The 22,479-nt window shown below is 52.5% G+C and carries 21 protein-coding genes and 1 riboswitch; of the genes, 19 read left to right on the top strand and 2 right to left on the bottom strand.

Going from position 1 to position 22,479, the window contains the following annotated elements; genetic code table 11:
- Positions 1–1,038: 1,038 nt before the first annotated feature.
- Positions 1,039–1,305, top strand: a complete 267-nt coding sequence (locus tag HRQ63_RS25385) for a hypothetical protein (RefSeq protein WP_172247896.1) — start codon at positions 1,039–1,041, stop codon at positions 1,303–1,305.
- Between the two features lie 108 nt (positions 1,306–1,413).
- Here HRQ63_RS25385 and HRQ63_RS25380 read toward each other — a convergent pair whose 3' ends face one another.
- Entirely contained in the window at positions 1,414–1,944 is a 531-nt protein-coding gene (locus tag HRQ63_RS25380) for a hypothetical protein (RefSeq protein ID WP_172247895.1), read from the bottom strand.
- A 194-nt stretch (positions 1,945–2,138) separates the two neighbouring features.
- Here HRQ63_RS25380 and HRQ63_RS25375 point away from each other — a divergent pair, with 194 nt between their 5' ends.
- The 9 genes from HRQ63_RS25375 to rsmI all read left to right on the top strand — a co-directional run bounded on the left by HRQ63_RS25375 (position 2,139) and on the right by rsmI (position 9,821).
- Positions 2,139–3,713, top strand: a complete 1,575-nt coding sequence (locus HRQ63_RS25375; protein WP_172247894.1) for an aminotransferase class I/II-fold pyridoxal phosphate-dependent enzyme — start codon at positions 2,139–2,141, stop codon at positions 3,711–3,713.
- 16 nt (positions 3,714–3,729) lie between these two features.
- The gene (gene tmk, locus HRQ63_RS25370) at positions 3,730–4,371 is read left to right on the top strand and encodes a dTMP kinase (RefSeq protein ID WP_172247893.1); all 642 of its coding nucleotides are present in this window, start codon (positions 3,730–3,732) and stop codon (positions 4,369–4,371) included.
- 105 nt (positions 4,372–4,476) lie between these two features.
- The gene (locus tag HRQ63_RS25365; RefSeq protein WP_018978459.1) at positions 4,477–4,806 is read left to right on the top strand and encodes a cyclic-di-AMP receptor; all 330 of its coding nucleotides are present in this window, start codon (positions 4,477–4,479) and stop codon (positions 4,804–4,806) included.
- 187 nt (positions 4,807–4,993) lie between these two features.
- The gene (locus tag HRQ63_RS25360) at positions 4,994–5,437 is read left to right on the top strand and encodes a YaaR family protein (RefSeq protein ID WP_172247892.1); all 444 of its coding nucleotides are present in this window, start codon (positions 4,994–4,996) and stop codon (positions 5,435–5,437) included.
- Between the two features lie 284 nt (positions 5,438–5,721).
- Complete coding sequence (gene holB, locus HRQ63_RS25355; protein ID WP_172247891.1) at positions 5,722–6,702, top strand: DNA polymerase III subunit delta'; 981 nt, start codon at positions 5,722–5,724, stop codon at positions 6,700–6,702.
- Positions 6,703–6,879: 177 nt separating this feature from the next.
- Positions 6,880–7,680: a PSP1 domain-containing protein gene (locus HRQ63_RS25350; RefSeq protein WP_172247890.1), complete on the top strand. Its 801-nt coding sequence runs from the start codon at positions 6,880–6,882 to the stop codon at positions 7,678–7,680.
- 32 nt (positions 7,681–7,712) lie between these two features.
- Positions 7,713–8,093 (top strand): initiation-control protein YabA, encoded by a 381-nt coding sequence (locus tag HRQ63_RS25345; RefSeq protein ID WP_172247889.1) that lies wholly within the window; start codon positions 7,713–7,715, stop codon positions 8,091–8,093.
- Between the two features lie 77 nt (positions 8,094–8,170).
- On the top strand, positions 8,171–8,938 hold the full coding sequence (locus tag HRQ63_RS25340; RefSeq protein WP_172247888.1) for a tRNA1(Val) (adenine(37)-N6)-methyltransferase: 768 nt from the start codon (positions 8,171–8,173) through the stop codon (positions 8,936–8,938).
- Position 8,939: 1 nt separating this feature from the next.
- Positions 8,940–9,821: a 16S rRNA (cytidine(1402)-2'-O)-methyltransferase gene (gene rsmI / locus HRQ63_RS25335; RefSeq protein ID WP_172247887.1), complete on the top strand. Its 882-nt coding sequence runs from the start codon at positions 8,940–8,942 to the stop codon at positions 9,819–9,821.
- 590 nt (positions 9,822–10,411) lie between these two features.
- On the opposite strand, the gene HRQ63_RS25330 is transcribed toward rsmI, so the two are convergent.
- The gene (locus HRQ63_RS25330) at positions 10,412–10,666 is read right to left on the bottom strand and encodes an AbrB/MazE/SpoVT family DNA-binding domain-containing protein (RefSeq protein ID WP_172247901.1); all 255 of its coding nucleotides are present in this window, start codon (positions 10,664–10,666) and stop codon (positions 10,412–10,414) included.
- A 440-nt stretch (positions 10,667–11,106) separates the two neighbouring features.
- Here HRQ63_RS25330 and HRQ63_RS25325 point away from each other — a divergent pair, with 440 nt between their 5' ends.
- The 9 genes from HRQ63_RS25325 to HRQ63_RS25285 all read left to right on the top strand — a co-directional run bounded on the left by HRQ63_RS25325 (position 11,107) and on the right by HRQ63_RS25285 (position 22,473).
- Positions 11,107–12,408: an HD domain-containing protein gene (locus HRQ63_RS25325; protein WP_172247886.1), complete on the top strand. Its 1,302-nt coding sequence runs from the start codon at positions 11,107–11,109 to the stop codon at positions 12,406–12,408.
- Positions 12,409–12,507: 99 nt separating this feature from the next.
- Entirely contained in the window at positions 12,508–13,275 is a 768-nt protein-coding gene (locus HRQ63_RS25320; RefSeq protein ID WP_172247885.1) for a TatD family hydrolase, read from the top strand.
- A 201-nt stretch (positions 13,276–13,476) separates the two neighbouring features.
- Positions 13,477–13,713, top strand: a riboswitch (cyclic di-AMP (ydaO/yuaA leader).
- Between the two features lie 377 nt (positions 13,714–14,090).
- Entirely contained in the window at positions 14,091–15,554 is a 1,464-nt protein-coding gene (locus tag HRQ63_RS25315) for a ubiquitin-like domain-containing protein (RefSeq protein WP_172247884.1), read from the top strand.
- A gap of 184 nt (positions 15,555–15,738) precedes the next feature.
- Complete coding sequence (gene rnmV / locus HRQ63_RS25310; RefSeq protein WP_172247883.1) at positions 15,739–16,284, top strand: ribonuclease M5; 546 nt, start codon at positions 15,739–15,741, stop codon at positions 16,282–16,284.
- Between the two features lie 4 nt (positions 16,285–16,288).
- On the top strand, positions 16,289–17,173 hold the full coding sequence (gene rsmA / locus HRQ63_RS25305; RefSeq protein ID WP_172247882.1) for a 16S rRNA (adenine(1518)-N(6)/adenine(1519)-N(6))-dimethyltransferase RsmA: 885 nt from the start codon (positions 16,289–16,291) through the stop codon (positions 17,171–17,173).
- 253 nt (positions 17,174–17,426) lie between these two features.
- Positions 17,427–17,705, top strand: coding sequence for a Veg family protein (locus HRQ63_RS25300; protein ID WP_172247881.1), 279 nt, complete (start codon positions 17,427–17,429; stop codon positions 17,703–17,705).
- Between the two features lie 196 nt (positions 17,706–17,901).
- A complete protein-coding gene (gene ispE / locus HRQ63_RS25295; RefSeq protein ID WP_172247880.1) occupies positions 17,902–18,756 on the top strand; it encodes a 4-(cytidine 5'-diphospho)-2-C-methyl-D-erythritol kinase in 855 nt (284 codons plus the stop codon).
- A gap of 511 nt (positions 18,757–19,267) precedes the next feature.
- Complete coding sequence (locus tag HRQ63_RS25290) at positions 19,268–19,861, top strand: TetR/AcrR family transcriptional regulator (protein ID WP_172247879.1); 594 nt, start codon at positions 19,268–19,270, stop codon at positions 19,859–19,861.
- Positions 19,858–22,473, top strand: a complete 2,616-nt coding sequence (locus HRQ63_RS25285) for a PEP/pyruvate-binding domain-containing protein (RefSeq protein WP_172247878.1) — start codon at positions 19,858–19,860, stop codon at positions 22,471–22,473. The genes HRQ63_RS25290 and HRQ63_RS25285 overlap by 4 nt, the downstream gene beginning before the upstream one ends.
- Positions 22,474–22,479 lie beyond the last annotated feature (6 nt).

Raw genomic sequence — 22,479 nt, 5'->3', positions numbered from 1 at the left:
CGCCGATGGTACTTGGACCGCAGGGTCCCGGGAGAGTAGGAAGCTGCCAAGCCAATGAAGAAGTCTTCTCTTAACAGAGAAGGCTTTTTTCTTGTTTCCGAAGGCTTTACTTAAACAGGTCGCTACGTGAGAAACCCTGCTGCTTCCCTGGTTTGCCGGACAGCAAGCCCAAAGTCGCGCCAAAGCTTCTCCCTACGCTTCCAAGCGGTGCTCATCATCGTTGAAGCGTATAAAGAAAGGTCGTTTGGCTTGAAGATCAAAAGCTACAGGCAAAGTTGGCCTGAAATCCTTCATCACCAAAATCTTCAATTCCTTATAAAAAATAAAATAATAAAAAACCAGGGACTAAGAATCAGATAAAATTCCTTTCCAATCTTGTTAAATCACAATAGCTGCATCCAATTCTATCCTCTTCTTTTTCTTTTCCCTATCCGACTTGTCCCGTAGCCGGCAAAGCCGCTACCTCTTTCAGGCGGCGAACCAAAGCTACCTCTTTTAAAGTTTTTCCCCCAATATCTCAAGCAAACAGGGCTTAAGATGCCCTCTCCCCACCCCCTTGCCTGGAGCGGGAGCCGGTTTCGAACCGAAGCGCCTTTGTGTTTTCCCCTTACCGCTGTAGCATTTATCTAATAAAGGGGAAAACACAACGAAGCGCAGGTCGAAACCGACTCCCGCTCCCTCGGTAACATTTTTGTAACCGTTCCCCAAAACTTCCTCGGTATAATGATGAAATGGATTAATCAGCCCTAATCGCTATTTAATCCGGGGAAAAAGTCAAAGTCTGCACAAAAATCACCGGTTTTTCTAGGGGACTTTCGGTTTTAAGCAGGGAATTTAGAACCGGGAGAGAAGAACTATATGGGGGTTTCATAGAATTGCGCAGAACGATGTAAGGGGGAATTGAATATGAAGCGGAAGGTAATGTCTTTTGCCTTTTGCCTATTCTGCACTTCACTTCTTCTTCTAGCGGGATGCTCATCGGAAGAGCCTTCATCTTGGGCGGTTTACGATGGTGCAACGATTGAAGAAAGTTTTCCCGTGCCTAAAGAAGCAAGTAAAACCGAAGTGACAGCCGATAACACGAAAATGAGCTATATACGCTATTCGGTACCGGGACTCGATAGTCTGGACCAAATTCCGGAAGCTTACTTGGATGCCATCAAAGCGTGGGGCTGGACCGAACAAACGGATCAGGAAAACCTCGAAGAACCGAATCCGATCCTCATTTTTGCAAAGGGCGGAACAACGGTACATTTATCGCTGGAAGGCAGTTATTTGACGGTGCTGGTCCCGAAGGAAAACTAAGGACGGCAGAGACGGAAAACGTATAGAATGGATAGTTTAATAAAAAGACCGGTACACCGACAATAAAGTCGGGCCCGGTCTTTCTTTGGTTTATACGGGAAAAATCGATCACTGGACATAATACGAGACGTCTTGAGGATTAAGTTTGATCATAACGTCTTTGCTCTGGCCTCTCATGCTGAGCAGGATCGAGATCCGCGGCGCCATGAACCAGAAATGCCAGAATAACAGCGCTAAAGTGAAAGGCAGCGGGAGCCAGGCGACGAGCACTCCGATAAAGACGAATCCGATCCACAGGTTTTGCAGCAGGACTTGTTGAAGAACGGAATAACCCATGTGTTGATCAGGCAGGAAACCGAACCAGATGCCGGAGAAGCGCAAACGCCATTTTTTCCGATACATAGGGCCGCGAATCAGCAAGACGGAATGAGAAACGACAAAATGAATCCAAAGAACGATAAGAAAAGCAGCGGGCATATAGAAAAGTGCGTGCCAGGAGAATAAAAAGGTTCCGACAAGCAGTACAGGAATGGGGACTAGTAAATAAATCAAAAGCAGAAGCTGTGGAACGTGAAACTTGCGTATGAGCTGATATTGATAGATCGTGGCGTTGCCGTTCTCGCGCTGTTGCTCCAGCATGTCCGACCTTCCTTCCTTTTCCAGATCAAGCATTCCCGAAATTGGGAATCAAGCTGCTATTATCATAACGCAAACCTGCAGTAATCGGAAGGTTGAAAAGTCACGCTTCCTAACCGGATATAAAATGTAGTTCAGCGACGGCACTAAATCAGGTACAATAGATAAGTAAAAATGCAGGGTACAGGAGGCGCGGCATGAAGGAATCGAATCATAACGACGCTCCGCTTTATGCAGAGCTGCTGCGTTACGCCGCACGCAAGGAAGCTTCTTTTCATGTGCCCGGTCACAAAGACGGGAACTTTTATCGGGATATAGAAGGAAAAGTACCTTACGGGTTCGCCGAGGTGCTTTCCATTGACGCGACGGAGATCGAAGGGACGGACGATCTCCACGATCCTGAAGGCGTGATTCGGGAAGCTCAGGAGAAAGCGGCCGCTTTTTTCGGGGCAGAGGAGACGTTCTTTCTGGTCGGAGGGAGCACGGTCGGGAATCTGGCGTTGATTCTGACCGTTTGCTCGGAGCCGGGAGATATTTTGATCGTACAGCGCAACGTGCATAAGTCCGTGTTAAACGGTTTGATGTTGGCGTGCGCGCGTGCGGTGTTCGTTTCCCCGGAGCATGAATCGTTGAACGGACTGGCGGTGCTTCCGAACGAAGCTTCGCTGGAGCAGGCATTGGAGCGTTATCCCGAGGCCAAAGGGGTGCTGCTGACCCGGCCTAATTACTACGGGATGGGGCGAAGTATTCGCGAAACGTCCGAGCTGTGCCATCGTTACGGAGTTCCTTTGCTGGTGGACGAAGCGCATGGTGCCCATTACGGGCTGCATTCGGCTTTTCCGGCGTCGGCGCTTGCAGAAGGAGCAGACGGCGCGGTGCAGTCTACGCATAAAATGTTGGGCGCGATGACGATGGGTGCGATGCTGCATGTCCAGGGGAAACGGATCGATCGCGAGCTGCTGCGCAAACGGCTGGCCATGGTGCAAAGCTCCAGTCCGTCGTATCCGATCATGGCTTCGCTGGATCTGGCACGCAGCATAGCAGAGCAAAGCGGAGCAGCAGGCTGGAAGGATGCGTTGGAGGCGGCGGCCTATATTCGTACGGAGCTGGAACAATTGCCACGGTTCGGCTATGTGCGGCCGAGTCGGTCGGATCAAGATAACAGCCGAACAATCAGCAGCAATAGGGATGGTCGTTATACGGAACAAGATCCGTTTAAGATTTCGATCGAAGACGTTGAGGGACGGTTGAGCGGTTACGAGCTTCATCAGCGCATCGCGGATGCAGGCTGTGTGGCGGAGATGAGCGACGAGCGGCGAACGGTATTGGCGCTCGGACCGGGAACTGGGATGGACGATGCGGTAAGATTAATTGCAGCACTTCGTGAAATGCAAGTCGAAGCCGACGTTCATATGGCGGATTCGGCGAGTGAACAGCATGTAAGCGAGCGTTCGTCCGTTCACCGGAATGCGACTGCGTCGCTTGATCAGAAAATGTTTTCCGCAATCTCCGACCCGGTACCGTTCGATTTGCGTCCGCCGACAGCTTCAGACACCGTAAATACGGAAGCTTCAGCGGGACGGATCGCCGCGGAGATGATCGTTCCTTACCCGCCTGGCATTCCGCTGGTGTATGCGGGAGAAGAAATTACGGAATCTACGGTTGCGCATTTGATTCGGCTGAGAGAGGTCGGCGCCCGGTTTCAGGGAGCATCGGATGCTTCATTACACACAATACGGGTACGAACGAGCTATCCGGCAGAAAAAAGATAGAAGGCGGTAAACAAACATGGAGCATTCGGGTAAATTTATAGTACTGGAAGGTCCGGACGGCAGCGGTAAAACGACGCAGATTGCCCGGATCGAGACTTATCTTCGCGAGCGCGGAGCGGATTTTATTTCCACGCGCGAGCCGGGTGGCGTACAAGTGGCGGAAAAAATCCGCAGCGTCATTCTGGATGTCGACAACGCGATGAGCGGTCTGACCGAATGCCTGCTCTATGCGGCAGCGCGTCGGGAGCATCTGATGCAAAAGGTCATTCCGGCGCTGGAACAAGGCAAGATCGTGATCTGTGATCGGTACGTGATGTCCTCGCTCAGCTATCAGGGCTACGGTCGCGAATTGGGCGAAGCGGTGCTGGACATCAATAAACGCGCGATCAATGTGGATGGCGTGGAATACTGGCCGAGCATGAATATTTACTTGGACGTAACGCCGGAGGTTGGCCTTCAACGTATTCATGCGAAGCATGCGGGACGTGAAATCAACCGTTTGGACCTGGAGGCTGAAGATTTTCACCGCCGGGTTCGCGAAGGTTATTTGAAGTTGATGGCCGAGTATGAAGGACAGTTTACCATGATTGACGCTTCGCGTAATGAAGAGGCTGTTTTTGCCGATATAAAAGGAGTGCTGGAAAAGCTTATTTTCTAAGGCCCTTCATAAAAGCAGGAATTTGACCTATCGACGTCGAATAAAGAGCATACGGCTCTTTTTGTCCGTATGGACAATCAGCCAATCGAAAGGGAGGGACCACGGATGAAACTGATTATCGCGATCGTGCAGGATAAAGACAGCAACCGACTGTCGGGCGAGCTGGTTAAATCGAATTTTCGGGCAACGAAGCTGGCAAGTACGGGCGGCTTCCTGCGAGCGGGGAATACGACTTTTCTGATCGGCGTGGACGACAGCCAGGTCGAGAACGTGATGAGCGTGATTCGCAACAGCTGTAAAGTACGCGAGCAGCTCGTGACGCCGGTTACGCCGATGAGCGGAACGACAGATTCCTATTTGCCGCTGCCCGTCGAAGTACAAGTCGGCGGCGCGACGGTATTCGTGCTTCCGGTCGACCGTTTCGAGCATTTCTAAGGCGCATGCTTCCTGAAGGAAGCGTCCAACATGCGTGCTGCCTTGCCGTCCGTCGAAAATAAGCGAAGTGCATAGTCAGTCACCGTTTGCACGACCCATTTTACCGGCGGACAGCCGGCCTGAAGAAGGGTTCGGTCTCCTTAGGGAGACCTCTCGTCTTCACGGATAAAAAAGGCAGGGATCAGTGATGAAAATCAATCCGGGCTTTCGCCCTTTAAACAATACGCCGATTACGCCGGATACCGGCGCCCGTCCGGTCGAGCAGCGCAGCTTCGCGGATACGATCCGCAACCAGGAGGCGCAAGCGACCCAAGACGAACTCGGACGCCGGATGCAGGAGATCAACAAGCAAGGCGACCGCTTGGCAAGATCCATGACCATCCGCGAGCTGAAAGCTTACCGCACGATGGTCAAGCGTTTCCTTGAAGACACCGTGCGCCGCGGCGTCGGCATGAAAGACACCAAAGGCTGGGACCGCCTCGGCCGTACCAAACGCTATAAACTGATCGACGAAATCGACGGCAAACTGCTCGCCATGGCCGACGAACTTCTTGCCAGCGAAGAAGGCCGAATCGACCTGCTCGAACAATTGGGCGAGGTGCGCGGCTTGTTGATGAACTTGTTGTTCTGATTAGGCGGGCACAGAATCGGAAGCTGAAGAAGAAGCGTTATGCAAAAATGAGCTACCTTGTCTCTTAACGATTTCGCGCTTGTCCGCCTTCAAGTGCCGAAAATCATAATTTTCGCACGCCGACGCCGCTATGCGGCGTTATTCTTTTAACCAAACAAAGGGTCGGTTTTTACTCCCTCCCCCACATACGTAGCGAGCCGTGTTCGAAAGAGCGACTTTCGGCTTTCCGTAGGAAAACGAGCTGAGCGATTTCGAAAACGGCGAGCGCCTTAAGGAGCCAAACCATGTCTTTACAAACGATCAGCGGCCAGGAAACAGCCAAGCGATTGCTCGGCAGCAGCCTGCGCAGCGAACGGATCTCGCACGCCTATTTGTTCAGCGGCCCCGGCGGCGGCGCGCGTCGCAAAGCGGCAGACGCGTTCGCCAAAGCGCTGCTGTGCGAACGCGGTACGGAGCTGGGCGACGCCTGCGGCGAATGCTTGAGCTGCCGTAAGGTCGAGCACGGCAACCATCCCGACTTGCAGGCGATCGGACCGGACGGGGCATCGATCAAAATCGAACAGATCCGCGAACTGCAAAAGATGTTCTCTTATCGCTCGGGTTCCAGCGGCCGAAAAGTCTATATCATTGATGAAGCCGACAAAATGACGGTGCAAGCTTCGAACAGTTTGCTCAAATTTCTGGAAGAACCGCCGGCTCCGGCCGTCGCGATCCTTCTTTCGGAAAATGCCCAGACGCTGCTTCCGACCATTCGTTCGCGCGTGCAGCTTGTTCCTTTTACCGCAATGGGGGCCGAATCGATTCTAAGCGAGTTGGCTGTAGAAGGTCTGGCGACTCCGGCCGCGCGCTGCGCCGCCCAACTCACGCCGGGACCGGAAGAATGCAAAGCGCTCGCGGCAGAGAATTGGTTTGCAGAAACAAGAAATGTAGTGATACAATTAGGGAAGGAGTCGATCGGCCGAAGCGGCGCAAGCCTCGTTACCGCCCAACAGCAAGTCTTCAAGGCGGGACTCGGCGAGCACCTGGACAGCCTGTTCGATCTTTTCCATTTGTGGTTTAGAGATATGATTTACGTTCTTTCCGAACGGCGCGAGCACATCGTTTTCATAGATCAGTTGGAGTTTATCTCCCAAGTGGCAGGTTCCCGCAGTGCGGAATATTGGATATCGTGCATGTCCATTGCCGCAGAGAGCAAAAAAAAGCTCAAATCCAACATGAACACGCAGCTTTGTCTTGAGCAGTTTTTGGTAAGGCTGGGCCCTTGACCTGGCGCGTTTTCGGACTTCGAAAGCAACCGTTAATGCGATCGACGCACGGGTTCGGGCGGCTTCCGCGAAAAGGAACCGTCAACGCGTTCACTAGGCCGGGGCAGCCGGGACTTTAAGCATGAGGTCAGGCAGCAAGGACCTAACGTTTTGAATGCGCGCAAGGGAGGTTTAGCTTTGTACAGTGTAGTCGGAGTCCGTTTCAAAAAGGCGGGCAAAGTGTATTATTTCGATCCCTTGGAGTTTCCGATCGAGCAGGAACAATGCGTGATCGTGGAAACGGCTCGGGGCGTCGAGTACGGCAAGGTCGTCGTAGGCAAGAAGGAAGTGCAAGAGAGCGACGTCGTGCTTCCGCTCAAGCGGGTTATTCGTATCGCTGGCGACACGGATGCGCGCGTGGTAGAGGAGAACAAGGATGCGGCCCGCAAGGCGTTTGCAACCTGTTTGAATAAAATCAAGGATCACGGATTGAAAATGAAGCTGGTGGATGTAGAGTATACGTTCGACCGCAACAAGATCATTTTCTACTTCACGGCCGAAGGCCGCGTCGACTTCCGCGAGTTGGTCAAAGATCTGGCCAGCATTTTCCGGACCCGTATCGAGCTTCGGCAGATCGGCGTTCGGGACGAAGCGAAGATGCTCGGAGGAATCGGACCGTGCGGACGGGTACTGTGCTGCTCGTCGTGGCTGGGCGATTTCGAACCGGTATCGATCAAGATGGCGAAAGATCAGAATCTATCGTTGAATCCGACGAAGATTTCCGGACTTTGCGGCAGATTAATGTGTTGCTTGAAGTTCGAGCATGACAATTACGAGAGCTCGAAGGAAGAACTTCCTGCTGTCGGCAAGATGGTCGTTACGTCGCTCGGTGAAGGCAAGGTAGTCGGACTTAATACCGGCAAACGCATGGTACACGTACAGTTGTTCGAGATCGGCAAGGTGAAGGAATTAGCCATGGACGACATCGTCGTCAAGTAAGTCAATCGGAACCGCTCTGGGGTGGAGTTTACTTGGAGAAGAAAAATGTTTTCGCGCAAATACACGAGATGGAAACGCAAGTGGAAAGCTTCAAAGATGAACTCGGCACGATCAAGCAGGCGGTCAAAGAGCTGATGGAGGATAATCACAGGCTCATTACCGAAAACGAACGTCTGCGAGAGATTTTGAAAAGGGAAGTCCAGGCAGAATCGGTTTCCGGCACCCGTACCGAGCCGTTCAACGTTCTCAACGAACCGAAAAGGAAAGATGAGGAATCGAGCGACACGGTCGGCGAAGGATACGATAATTTGGCTCGTTTGTACCACGAAGGATTCCATATCTGCAATGTGTACTACGGCCATTTGCGCACGGAAGGCGACTGCTTGTTCTGCCTGTCTTTTTTGAATAAATAATCCGGTCAACGTAAAAGTCTGAGAGCCGCGGCGTTTTTTGCCTGCGGCTTTTTTTTGAAAGAGGAGCGTTTGGAACAATGGAAAAATCGTTGAATGAAGTCCCTTTGTACGCAGGTGAAAGGGTCGACGACCTGCTCACACAAAATCTGCATATCATTCAAAGCCCCGAGGTATTCAGCTTTTCGATGGATGCGGTCCTTTTGGGGCGTTTTGCTTCCGTACCCGCGCGCGGACGCGTACTCGATCTGTGTACGGGTAACGGGGTGATCCCGCTGCTGCTGTCTACCCGGACCAAAGCGATGATCGAAGGCGTGGAAATTCAGGAGCGTCTGGCCGGAATGGCAGAGCGCAGCATCGCGATGAATAATTTGCAAGACCGGATCGTCATCCATAATGCCGACTTGAAAGGTTTTCACGAAACGGCGGGACACGGCATGTACGATGCGGTTACCGTAAATCCTCCTTATACGGCGTTGACCGGAAGCGATATCAAAGCCAATATGCACGAAGCGATCGCCCGGCATGAGATCCACTGCACGTTGGAAGACGTGGTGCAGGCTTGCGGCAAGCTCGTGAAGCAGGGCGGCAAAGTATCGATGGTGCATCGTCCGCATCGGTTAGCCGATATTTTGACGCTGATGCGCAAATACCGAATCGAGCCGAAGCGTATACGATTCGTTCATCCGCGCGCCGGCATGGAAGCGAATATGGTACTGGTCGAAGGTCTGCGCGACGGCAAGCCGGAGATGCGAGTCATGCCGCCATTGATCGTATACAACGAGCAGGGCGAATATTGTGAAGAAATCATGACGATTTATTACGGAAAACCGGGAGGAGAAGCCTAAGATGCAGGTACAGAAAAGCTTCGAACCGAACGCGAACGGCGCGGGTACCTTGTATCTCGTGGCTACGCCGATCGGCAATCTGGAAGACATGACGTATCGGGCGATCCGCACGCTGCGGGAATGCGAGCTGATCGCGGCCGAAGATACAAGGCAGACGCGCAAGCTGCTGACGCATTTCGAGATCGTGCCGCAAAAACTGTTCAGTTACCACGAGCATAACAAGGCGGCCAGCGGCCCTGAACTGATACGCTATATAATAGAAGGAAAAAATCTGGCGATCGTCAGCGATGCCGGTCTGCCGGCCGTTTCCGACCCCGGATCGGACCTTGTCAAACTGGCTATAGAAGCGGGAATCGCGGTCGTTCCGGTGCCTGGAGCCAACGCGGCGTTGTCCGCTTTGATCGTCTCGGGACTATCGACGGAACGATTTACGTTTGCCGGATTTTTACCGCGTGAAAATAAGGATCGTCGCCTCGCTTTGGAGTCGCTCGGGCAGCTCGAAGGCACTTTGCTGTTCTATGAATCGCCGCATCGGGTCACGAAAACGATCGAAGCGATGTTGGAGGCCTGGGGGCCGAGAAACGCGGTACTGGCACGAGAGCTGACGAAGCGGCACGAAGAGATTGCGCGGGGGACGTTGGAGGAGCTGTTAACGCTGCTGAACGAATATCCGCCGCTCGGCGAATATTGTATCGCGGTGGAAGGTGAAAGTCGGGAGCAGGCTCAAGAGCGGAAGGACGCCTGGTGGCAGGACTTGGAATTGGAAGCTCATGTGACTCATTACGAGGAGCAGGAAGGGCTATCGCGTAAAGATGCGATGAAAAAAGTAGCGGCGGATCGCGGATTGTCGAAGCGTGATGTGTATAATGCGCTGCTCGATTAGGGCGTGTTTGAAAACTCCGAAGGAAGCAGATTTCGACGAATTTTCGTTCTCAACAAGGAACTTTTCCGCAGGCGTGCCGGGGCACTTCAAGGAGAAGTGACGCAGCGTTGCTGATTCGGTCACGGTTTAGGAGCGAATCAGTGGAGGGCGAAAAGGCGGTGAAAGATGCACGTCGTTGAGTTTTCAAACACGGCCTAGACAAAAAGACGAAAATAAGGCATAAAAACATAAAAAGAACCTCCGAGTGCCGATGCCGGACGCTCAGAGGTGCAAGGAGATATAAAAAAGGTTAGAATTAACATCGTTAAGACTTCTTTGATCCCCGATTGGATCGGTTTTTCTGTTCGTCTTTTTATTATAACGGAAACGGCTGATATTGGGTAACAGAATTGGAACCAATGGGGAAGTGGAGATTGAAAGTGAAGCGTAAGAGATTAAAAGAGTAAAGCGTAAAAGCTTAAGAGCCGGAACTTAAGAGCCGGAACTTAAGAGCCTAAAAGCTTAATGGTACAGATCCAAAATAAAAGGTTGGAGCGTTCCTTTTGTTTTGGATCTGATGTGACGAAGTGAGCGGAGAAAATAAACTCCGCTTACTTCGTCACCGGAGCAGGGATTTCCGAGACGCAGTCGTAGCAGACGATTTTGCCTTTGAAATAAGTCACGTTATCCGCGTTGCCGCAGAAGATGCAAGCAGGCTCGTATTTTTTCAGCATGATCCGTTCGCCGTCGACATAAATTTCCAACGCATCCTTTTCGCCGATCCCGAGTGTGCGGCGAAGTTCGATAGGGATTACAACGCGGCCCAGTTCGTCTACTTTTCTTACAATACCCGTTGATTTCATCATCATGTATTGCCTCCCAAAATGTGAATTTAAAAGGTTAGCAGTTGTACATGTTCATGGATAGACTGCCCATTTATACAACCAGTGTCATTATTCGACATTGTTCTAGCTTTTATGCTCCTCATAATAACAATGTTTCCCAGAACAGTCAACCCAACAAGACTGAAGATTTCCTTAAATTTTGATAAAAAATGAAACGTGACCGAAATTTGTCTGTAAAATAAACCAAATACGTCTCATATTTTCGATAAAGCCCGATAAAAACGTTTAAAAATGAATTAAAAACCTTGTGCGACAAAATTCGATATTCCAGTAGTTTAACCAACTTTAATCAGAGGTATACGTTCACCTGAAACGTATACGCTTTAGGTGAACATAACCTTACATTATAACTTGGTCAAGCTACTTATAACCCTAATAGTCCAAATCAAAGGAGTGAGAATATGCCGAACTATATCAAACCATTGCGCGAGGAGAAAGTATTCAAAGACCCGGTACATAATTATGTGCATGTACAAGATCGAACGATCTGGTCTTTGATCAATACGGCCGAATTCCAGCGTTTGCGTCGTATTCGGCAGTTGGGTACAACGTATCTCACTTTCCACGGAGCCGAGCACAGCCGCTTTTCGCATTCGCTCGGCGTGTATGAAATTACCCGGCGCATCATTTCCCAATTCGAGCGTAACAATTATCCAGACTGGCCGGTCGAGGAAAACATGGTCGCGATGTGTGCGGCGCTGCTGCATGACTTGGGACACGGACCTTTTTCCCATTCAATCGAAGAAGCATTCCATATGGACCACGAAGACTGGACCTGCAAAATCATTTTGGGCGATACCGACGTGAACCGCGTGCTGCGGGAAGTGTCGGAAGACCTGCCGGATAAAGTCGCAGCGGTCATCCGCAAAGACTACGAACAGGAAATCGTCGTGAATCTGATTACCAGCCCTCTCGATGCGGACCGTATGGATTATCTGCTTAGAGATGCTTATTTTACCGGCGTCAATTACGGCACGATCGATATCGACCGGATTCTCCGCATGCTGCGCCCCTATAATGGAAGAATCGTGGTAAAAGAGTCGGGGATGCACGCCGTCGAAGATTATCTAATGTCCCGTTACCAGATGTACTGGCAGGTCTATTTCCATCCGGTTACGAGAAGCTCGGAGATCATTTTAAGACAAATTTTCAGACGGGCGGGCGAGCTGTATAAGGAAGGATACGATTTTGCATTTTTGCCGCAGCCGCTCCCGGGGTTATTCAAAAACGAACTCACGGTGAAAGAGTATCTGAAGCTTGATGAATCGCTGATCCAAACGACGTTTATGCAGTGGAGCGACGAGCAGGATTCCATTCTTAGCGAGCTTTGCTGCCGATTCCTCCACCGCAGGCTGTATAAATATGTAGAGGTCGATGCGATCGACCAAGAGACGGTAGACAAGATTCGAAGCAGCTTCAAAGAGGTGGGTTTGAACCCGGAATACGACTTTGAAATCGACTTCCCGACCGATCTTCCATACGACGTTTTGCTGCCGAATAATACGAAGCGCGGAAGTCAAATTTTACTGCTGACCAAACAGGATAAATTGAGAGAAATTTCCGAAGTTTCCGATATTGTAAGATCGATTACCGGACTGCATCGAGGAAAATACCATCTCTACTATCCGCATCATAAATTGGCAGGGGTCATCTCGCGTCTCCCGCAAGAAATTGCGTCAATTTTCCCGATTTCAGCCGATTAAACGGGTTTTAAAGCTGTTTTTTGCAAAATCGCCAGGATAGAAAACAAGTCGGCAGCTGACGCTTGGTTGCCGATTTTTTTATGAAAAGGAGCTGAACGCATGTTATTTGATACTCATACTCATATGGATGCACCGGAATTCGAGGAAGATCGCGATGCGGCGATGGCTCGGGCCGTGGAAGCCGGAGTAAGTCGACTGGTGAATATCGGATTCAATCGCGAAACGATTCCGACGACGTTGGCATTGGCGGAAAAGTACGATTTCGTCTATGCGGCGATCGGCTGGCACCCTGTGGACGCGATCGATATGCAAGAAGGAGACCTGGAATGGATCGAATCGCTGTGCGGTCATGAAAAAGTGGTCGCAATCGGCGAGATTGGGCTGGATTACCATTGGGATAAATCGCCGAAAGACGTGCAGCACCGCGTGCTCCGCGAACAAATCGCTTTGGCGAAGCGGGTTAAGCTTCCGATCGTTATTCACAACCGCGAAGCGCATGAAGACACCATTCGGATTTTGAAAGAAGAAAATGCCAGCGAGGTAGGCGGGATCATGCACGCGTTCTCGGGCAGTTGGGAAACGGCGAAAATCTGTCTCGATATGGGCTTCCATCTCTCGTTCGGAGGCCCGGTTACTTTTAAAAACGCAAAGCAGCCGAAAGAGGTTCTGGAGAAGACGCCGATGGACCGTTTGTTGATCGAAACCGATGCTCCTTACTTGACTCCGCATCCTTATCGAGGTAAGCGAAACGAGACCGCGTATGTTCGCCTCGTTGCCGAGACGGCGGCTCAGCTAAAAGGGGTTTCTTTGGAAGAAATTGCCGAACAGACGATGAAAAACGCGAATAAGCTTTTTGGTATCAGCTAAGAAAGGGAGCAAATTGGCCGAAAAAGGGAGTATTTACGAGAAATTAATCTCTTTGTCCGAAAAAAGGAGAGAATGTTACAAAGTTTTAACCTTTTAATCCGTTAAACGTGAAATTGCGCCGCTTTACAAACCCCTTCGAAAAACGCTATTATCTTGTCAGTGATTAATCCGGCCGTATGTTCGGTTAATCCGACAAATTCATGTACCGTCTCGCTGAATCTTCGTCATACATAACGGAGAACGGGGGAACCCGAAGCGGCATGCTTGTTCGAAATCCGAAACTTAAGTGACGGAAAAAGCAGCCGTGGTCGATTCCTTTTCCAATGGGTCTACGGGGTGAATTGGAGATCTTCTCGCCATGAGCGGAAGAATCGCCATAGGACGACTCTCTTCGTCCGAACCCGACAGCTAACCTCGTAAGCGCAAAAATAAGAGAGAGGCAGCCACGCGCCTTATGTTTTCCTCAGATCGTCAACTTGTCGATTTTTAAGAGGGAAGCCCGCGGAAGAGACCTCTTAAGATTCCTTAAGTCCTCTTTCCACAGGCTTCTTTTGTTTTATGGCAGGTTTGCTTGATAAGGAATGGCGTACGTAAGCGCAGGATCGGTTGATGCGGATTTCGGGCGATTAAGTTCGAATAGGTTCGACAGGATCCGGCTGGGCTTTTAGAACGGGATGAACGTAGAGACGGCGCAACCGGCATGTTCGGGAAAACACGATTTTTGTGCTGCGCGTTTCTACGAAAAAATAGCAAGTAGTCGCGTCAATCTTTTCATGTACGTACTTGACGGCGGGGCTATGGAGGAGGACGGAAGAGTGGGCATTTTCACGAAAGAAGACACCCATGGTTCACGATCATCCAGCATGACTTACGCTTTGCGTTGGAAGCGCCAGAACGGGCTCCAAATTTTGGGTGTCGCATTATTCGTCGTCGCGGTCGTGACGATGGTGCTCCTCGGGTTGTATGCGCAGGCCGAGAAGCAGATCGTGCTGATCGTAGACGGGAAAGAACAAACGCTGACCACGCACAAGGGCAGCCTCCAGGAACTTCTGGACGAGCATTCGCTCAGCTTTAAACCGCAGGACGATGTCTCCAAGTCGCTTGGCGCTTCGATTCAGGACGGCGATCGCATCGCGATCACGACGGCATTGCCGGTCACTCTGACAGTCGACGGCAAAAGCGAACAGCGGTACACAACCGCGAAGACGATCGCAGCTGCGCTTGAAGGCTGGAACGTGGAACTCGGACAGTTCGACAAGATTTCGGTACCGGTTAGCTCCGCCGTGCAAAACGGCAGTAAGGTCGAAATCACTTCGGCTGTTCCCGTAACCTTGTCGGTCGACGGCAAAAGCAAAAAAGCGTACACGGCAGAATCGACGGTAGCCGCTGCGCTTGCGGGCTGGGACATCGAGTTCGGCGCGCACGACGAAATTTCGGTACCGCTCAGTTCGGCGGTCGAAGCAGACGGCAAGATCGATATCACGACGGCTATTCCGGTCAACCTGAAAGTGGGCGGCGAAAGCAGCACCACCTTCACGACGGCCAGAACCGTTGAAGCCGTTCTGGCAGACAAAGACGTCGCGATCGGAGACCACGATAAAGTGTATCCGGGCGAGTCGACGCCTTTGACGGAGAACATGGACGTATCCGTATACCGGATCAACAAGTTCACGGCTGATGTCGAAGTCAAAGTGCCGTACAAGACGACGGAAAAAGAAGATTCGACTCTGCTCAAAGGGAAAACCAAAACGATTCAATCCGGCGTCGAAGGCGTCGTGATTCAAACGGTCGAGAAGGTCTACCAAGATGGAGAGTTCGTGACGAAGTATGTCGTGGACAAAAAAGTGAAAACCGAAAAGCAGGATGAGATTATCGCGGTCGGAACGAAAGAACCGGTCGTCGAGAAGACGTTTGCTCCGGCCGCGGCCGCGAAAACGACGTCTTCTTCCGAGTCGAAGTCCGCTAAAGGCTTTGAATATAAGACTGTGCTGACCGGAGTGGCCGCAACCGCTTATTCTTCGGAGCAACCGGGAATCGGTACGCGTACCGCAACAGGCACTACGGTAGCTGAAGGACGCACTATCGCTGTCGACCCGAACGTGATCCCGCTCGGATGGTGGGTATACATCGAAGGTTACGGTTACCGCAAAGCGGAAGATACGGGCAGCGCAATCAAAGGCAAGAAGATCGACATGTATTATGACAGACTCAGCACGGCGCTGAACTTCGGCCGCAAGTCCGGTTTGACGATTTACGTTATCGGACCGAACAAGCCGTAATAAGCTTCGTCATTAGGGAATCCGGCAGATCGAATCCGATCTGCCGGATTCTTTTCGTCAAAGCGGTCGTTTACGCTGATGGCTCGGAAGTGGTATAATCAACGATATTGAAGCAGGATCGAAATCAAAGAAGGGGAGACTACGTTGACCCTTCTTTTTGTTATGAGAGGCAAGGGGATATCACATGATTAAAGAAGTGATTGTCGTGGAAGGCCGCGACGATACCGTAGCGGTCAAGCGTGCGGTCGAGGCAGATACCATCGAGACGGGCGGATCCGCGATAGGCGCCGCGGTGATTCGTCGCGTTCAACTTGCGATGGAGCGTCGAGGCGTGATCATTTTGACGGACCCCGACTTTGCGGGCGAGCGAATTCGGAAGATTGTCGCTCAGAAGGTTCCCGGCTGCAAACATGCTTTTATTCCGGAAGCAGACGCGACGCGAAAAGGCGATATCGGCGTGGAAAATGCGTCGCCTGAAGCGATTCGCCTTGCTTTGGAGCGCGTGCACACGGAGATGCCGGGCAAGGAAAGCATGATCGACTGGCAGGATCTGATCGAAGCCGGACTGATCGTGCATAAAAACGCGGCTTCGCGTCGGATGGCGATGGGCAATCTGCTCGGAATCGGCTATTGCAACGGCAAGCAGTTCCACAATCGCATGCGGATGTTCCAGATCTCGCCGCAAGAGTTCGCTGACGCGCTGGCCCAAATCGAAAATGAAGGATCGTGAGTTCATGAACGAAAAAGAAAGTATTGCTTCGCCTAAGCGAACCAAAGAAATTATCGACAAACACCGTTTTTCCTTCAAAAAAAGTCTCGGTCAGAATTTTCTGATCGATCAAAATATTCTGGGTAAAATCGTAGCCGCAGCCGATCTCGATCCGACCAAGGGCGCGCTTGAGATCGGACCGGGTATCGGAGCGTTGACGGAAAAGCTTGCGCTCGGCGCGGGCGAGGTTGCGGCCGTCGAGATCGACCGCCGTCTGATTCCGATTCTGAAGGACGTGCTGGGCCCGTACGGCAACGTGACCGTACGCGAGGCAGACGTGCTTAAGGTGGATCTGAAGGCATTGTTCGACGAAGTGTTCGTGCGCAGCGAGAAAGTCAGCGTGGTTGCCAATCTTCCGTATTACGTGACGACGCCGATTCTGATGAAGCTGCTCGAAGAGAAGCTTCCGCTGGAGAACATCGTGGTCATGATCCAAAAGGAAGTTGCCGAGCGCATGTCCGCTTCTCCCGGAGGCAAGGAATACGGAAGCTTGAGCATTGCCGTGCAGTATTACAGCGAACCGGAGTTGGTCTGCATCGTGCCGCGCACCGTGTTTATTCCGCAGCCGAATGTCGAGTCCGCAGTGATTCGTTTGAAGGTGCGGGACAAGCCGCCGGTCGAAGTTGCGGACGAAGAGCATTTCTTTACGCTCGTGCAGGCCTCGTTTACCCAACGTCGTAAAACGATTGCCAATAACCTTCGCGCACGTTACTTCTCGCAAGAAGGACGCGAGCGCATGGAGGGGCTGCTGCATGAAGCGGGGATCGAACCTTCGCGGCGTGCCGAGACCGTATCGATGGAGGAGTATGCGCGTTTGAGCGGTATCTTCCTTCGCGAAGGCCTTCGTTAAGAATCGATTCAGCCTGCCGAGCGAATTCGCAAAATGCGTAGAGAGCCAATGTAAAAGAGTGCCCTAAAGCCTGATACGGAGCGTGAATTGCCGTCACCATTCGCATATCGGGCTAGGGTGCGGGAGAAGGCTATTTTTCCGAAAAAATCCCCGTTGACAGCGTTAAAATAATACTGATATAATGAAATATTTGATTTGACAACTGCCTCTCAAAATGTTACAATTAACTGTATGAGAGAGGTGGTTGAGAAGAATGGCACATCAAACGCTATCGGATATCAAACGCAGTCTCGAAGCTCATGTAGGACACCGAGTCATGCTTCGTGCCAATGGAGGACGACGCAAGACGGTCGAGCAAACAGGAGTCCTCGAAGGAACTTACCCGGCGGTATTCACCGTCATGCTTGAAGAAGAGGCTGAACACGCTTCGGGCCGAGTATCTTATAGCTATGCCGATGTTTTGACAGAGACGGTTGAGCTTTCGCTAGTGCAAGACGATTCGGAGATTCCAATCGCTTACGCCGGCGCCTGATTGACACGTTATTTTTGAGAGGCGACCTTCGCGCTTGTGAAGGTCGCCTTTGTTTGTGTATGGGGAAGTACCTTGTCGACGCCAGTTGATAAGGTAACAGGTCAATAGACTTCGTGTCGGATTTTGCATATAATAACCTAAGTTCTTCGGAAAAAGAAACCGGGATACCGGTGACTAGGCAGGGGCGGTGGAAAGTTTGTTTATTTACGAAAAGGCGCCGGCAAAGATCAATCTGATGCTGGACGTTTTACATAAACGCAACGACGGATTTCACGAAGTAGAAATGGTTATGACGATGGTGGATCTGGCCGACCGGCTGACGCTGCATGATCCGGGGACGAGCCGAATCTCGTTGTCCAGCCAATCCGGTTATATTCCGCTTGACGATAAAAACCTGGCGGTGCGTGCGGCACGCCTGCTGCGCCAGCGCTTTGGGATCAATCGCGGGGTGCATATGCATCTGGAGAAACGGATTCCGGTTGCGGCTGGATTAGCTGGAGGCAGCAGCGATGCGGCGGCAGCCTTGCGTGGATTGAATCGTTTGTGGGAGCTGGGGCTGTCTACGGCGGAACTGGAGGATTTAGGCGCAGAGATCGGCTCCGACGTTCCTTTTTGCGTACGCGGCGGCACAGCGCTTGCCACGGGGCGGGGCGAGAAGCTGGAAGCGTTATCGAGTCCGCCGCGCTGTTGGGTCGTATTGGCGAAGCCGCCGATCAATGTCTCGACGGCTGATGTGTACGGCAACCTGAAGGCAGCAGAGATTGCAGTTCATCCTTCGGCGTCGGGTATGAGAGAAGCACTGGAGCAAAGCTCGTTCGAAGCCGTCTGCGGCGGTCTGGGGAATGTGCTGGAGGACGTGACGCTGAAGCTGTATCCGGGCGTGGCGCGGCTGAAGCAGGTCATGGAGAATCTGGGCGCGGATGGCGTGCTGATGTCCGGGAGCGGGCCGACGGTATTTGGATTGGTGAGTAAGGAAGAGAAGGCGAAGCGGATTTGTAACGGGTTAAGAGGGTTTTGCGAAGAAGTTTATGCGGTGAGGACGTTGGGGTAGTCCCTTGACCGTAAGGAAGCCGAGATTTGGCGCGGCGCAATGTGACCTCGATTCTGGAGACCCAATCGGACAAGCTTAATCAAGAAGCGATCACACGTTACGGATTAAAGATCGCGAACATGAGCGTTCTAACGGACATGCGATCCTTTAGCTAATGATCTACGGTATGGACAAAACGATTCGTGAATGAGAGGTCGAGGCGTCGATTTCGCTGCGAAAAGTAAAGACGATAACAAAGATAGATTAAGAGCATAAAGGATAAAAGCGACCCCCCTGTTTGCAAAAGCAGGGGGCTTTACTGTTTTGAAAAGACAATCAATAAAGTTTAAACAACAATTACCTTTGAAGTTCCGGCCGCCATGCAAATCGGGACTTTATTTGAGTTTGACAATAAATAAATACCACTTTATATTCGATGTATAAATTATTCATTGAATTGAGGTCGAATATACTGAACACCTCCAAAAACAAACGGAATTACGAAAGTCCTATTCGTAAACAGCAGCAGGAAATGACGGGCCAAGCCATTATGGAGGCGGTCGAGCAGCTCATCTTGGAAGGACGGATTCATAATTTCACGATCCATGAAGTGGCGGAGCGGGCGAACGTATCGTACGGATCGGTATATCGGCACTACGCTTCGCGGGAAGCTTTGCTGGAAGGATTGCGGAATTGGTGGCTGGATCGTCATATGGGGCAGATTCCGGCTTATAGCGGCACGCTGGACGGACTGCCGGAATGGATCGGGAAGATGATTCCGCAAGTCTACGATTTGCTGCCCAAGATCCGCGCGCTGCTGTTGATCGTGTCGGCGCTTCGGCTGAACGCCAAACATTCCAGCACCGGCGATCGGGACGAATGGATACGTCTGCTGGTGGAACGCGAAGCGCCGGGCGAGAGCGATGCGGATCTGCGACAGGCTTCTTATATAACGATCCGTCAGTTGTTGAGCATGAATACGTGGGTCGATATGCAGGAACGTTACGGATTAGATCAACCCGCCTTGATCCGTGCGCTGCAAACCGGCCTGCGTGCTCAAATCGCTTTTTTGCGGACAGAAGCTTCGACCCCGGCATTTTCCGAAAAAGAGGAGGAGTCCCGATGAACGACTTGACCGGTGGCTTGTTTGTTGAAGGTTCGAACGACGAAGGTCCGCGTCTGCTGATCGGGCTGTCGGAACGGGCTTGCGCCGATACGGAACTTGCGGGCGGCAAAGCCGCCAATCTGGCAAAGTTGCTGCAAGCCGGATTTCCGGTGCCGGAAGGCTTCGTCATCACGACGCTCGCGCATGCGGCCTATGTCTCGGAAAGGCCGGAACGGGCGAGCGAGAAAGAGATGCGGGAATATTTCCTGTCGACTCCTGTTGGCCCCGCATGGCAATCGCGGTTGAAGCGGGAAGCGGAACGGCTGGATGGTCTGTCGCTGGCCGTTCGTTCTTCCGGTATTGCCGAAGATTCCCGCCACGCTTCTTTTGCCGGACAATACGATACCTTTTTGAATGTGCAAGGGGCGGAAAACGTAGAGCTTGCCGTACGCAAATGCTGGGCTTCCGCGCTTGGCGGCCATCTGCTGCATTATCGCGAACAGCAGCAGGTACAAGCCGGCGCTATGGCGGTGCTGATTCAGCCGATGCTCGCTCCGGATGCGGCAGGCGTCGCGTTTACGGCGAATCCGGTCAACGGGGACCGTTCCGAAATCGTCGTCAGCGCGGTGCGGGGACTCGGAGAGCGGCTGGTTTCGGGAACGGCGACGCCCGACGAATGGAGCGTGCGCGGGAATGAAGCGGTAAGCGCGAGCACGCCGGAAAAAGCGGTCGATCGCGACCAGGTTTTGCGTATCGCGGAATTGGCACGGGCCACGGAGACCTTTTTCGGGCAACCGCAGGATATCGAATGGGCGATTTGCGGCGATAAGTTGTATCTGCTGCAAGCCCGTCCGATCACGACGCTGGACAGACCGAAATCGGCGTTCCCGCAGAAAGAATCAGAATTTTCGGAACCGGTGTCGGAAACGCCGGAAACGCCGGAAACGCCGATTTCTGTTCCCGACGGCTATTGGGAAAGGGAAGCTTCCCATTATCCCGATCCGTTGTCGCCCGCGACGCGCAGCACGTTTATTCCGGCTATGAATCATGCCATGCGGCTCATGTGCAGCGACATGTCGTTGATGATCGAAACGCTGGAGCAGCGTTCGATCGGCGGATGGATGTACCAGCGCACCGTGCCGCTCGGGGGCAAAGACCGTCCGGCTCCGCCCGATTGGCTGATGCCGGTGCTGATCCGCGTCGTGCCGTCGATCCGGTCGAGAATCGCGGGAGCGGTACAGGCTGTTCGGCAGGACGTGGGCGGCCGTACGCTGGCGAGCTGGGAACGAGACTGGAAGCCGGATTTGATCCGCCGCGCGGAAGCTTTGGCATCGGTCGATCTGCACGCGTTGTCGAATACGGAACTGCGGGCTTATCTCGGGCAGACGCGGGAATTCCTGAACGATTGTCTCGATCGGCATATGCTGCTCAACGGAGCGCTGCAACTGGCTTTGGCCGAATTTGCTTTTATGTGCCGCGATTGGTTCGGGTGGGGAGATACGGAGACGATGGGCTGTTTTGAAGGGTTATCGGTCGCTTCAAGCGCGCCTGCCCGCGAAATGTCCGAACTGGCGCGCCTGGTGTATGCCGTGCCGGAGCTGCATCGTCGATTGGAAGCCGGCGCGTCGCTGTCCGAACTTCGAAAGCTGGATCGGAATTTCGCAACCAAACTAGATAAGTATCTTCGGTCGTTCGGCAGCCGCGCGTTGCGTTCCGAATTGGCTTATCCGACTCTGGCGGAATCGCCGGAACTGTTGACGCAGCTTCTGCGAAGCCAGGTCAGGCATGATTACGATACCGAACGGAAATCCGGTCTGCACCGACAACGACGCGAACAAAGGCTGGCGGCAGCGGAAAGCGAGTTGCGAAAACGTTCTGAACGCGATCGGGCGCGCTTCAAGCATTTGCTGGCCCGTGCGGAAACGGCCTATGCCGTTCGCGAAGAGCACGGGTTTTACGACCGCGACGCGCCGTGTGCTTTGCTGCGTTACGCGCTGCTTGAAGCCGGACGGCGCCTTGCGGAAAAGGAACGGTTGGATCGCGAAAGCGACGTATTTTGGTTGGAGTTCGACGAAACGCGGCAAGCATTGGAAAACGAAGTTGTATCTATCCGTCATGCGGTCGAACATCGACAAAGCGAAATGAATAGGACACGGTTGCACTCCGGACCGGCCAGCTACGGACAAGTTCCGCCGCCTCCGCCTTCTTTCGCGTCGTTTCCGGCCGAAGCCCGTTTGTCCGCCGAAGCGGCGATCTGGGCGATCGAACGCATTTTCGCGACCGAAGAAAGCGGGCAAACGCAAACCGATCCTTCCCGCATCCGAGGCATTGCCGCTTCGGCAGGAAAGTATACCGGAACGGTGCGCATCGTCCGCGACGAATCGCAGTTCGGCAGCATACGCAAAGGCGACGTGCTCGTCTGCCCGATCACCACGCCGGCATGGTCGGTTTTGTTTCCGAGCATCGGCGCGCTGGTGACGGACTCCGGCGGGATTTTGTCCCACTCGGCAATTATCGCCAGAGAGTACGGCATTCCTTCTATCGTAGCGACGGGGAACGCGACTGCGCTGCTGCGGGACGGGCAAACGGTGAGGGTGGACGGAGCGGGCGGGGTCGTGGAAGTGGTTTTTTGAACAAAG

Source organism: Saccharibacillus endophyticus (assembly GCF_013185185.1).
GTDB lineage: Bacteria > Bacillota > Bacilli > Paenibacillales > Paenibacillaceae > Saccharibacillus > Saccharibacillus endophyticus.
Note: the sequence above shows the minus strand (reverse complement) of the source record. Positions and strands in the feature narration are given on the sequence as shown.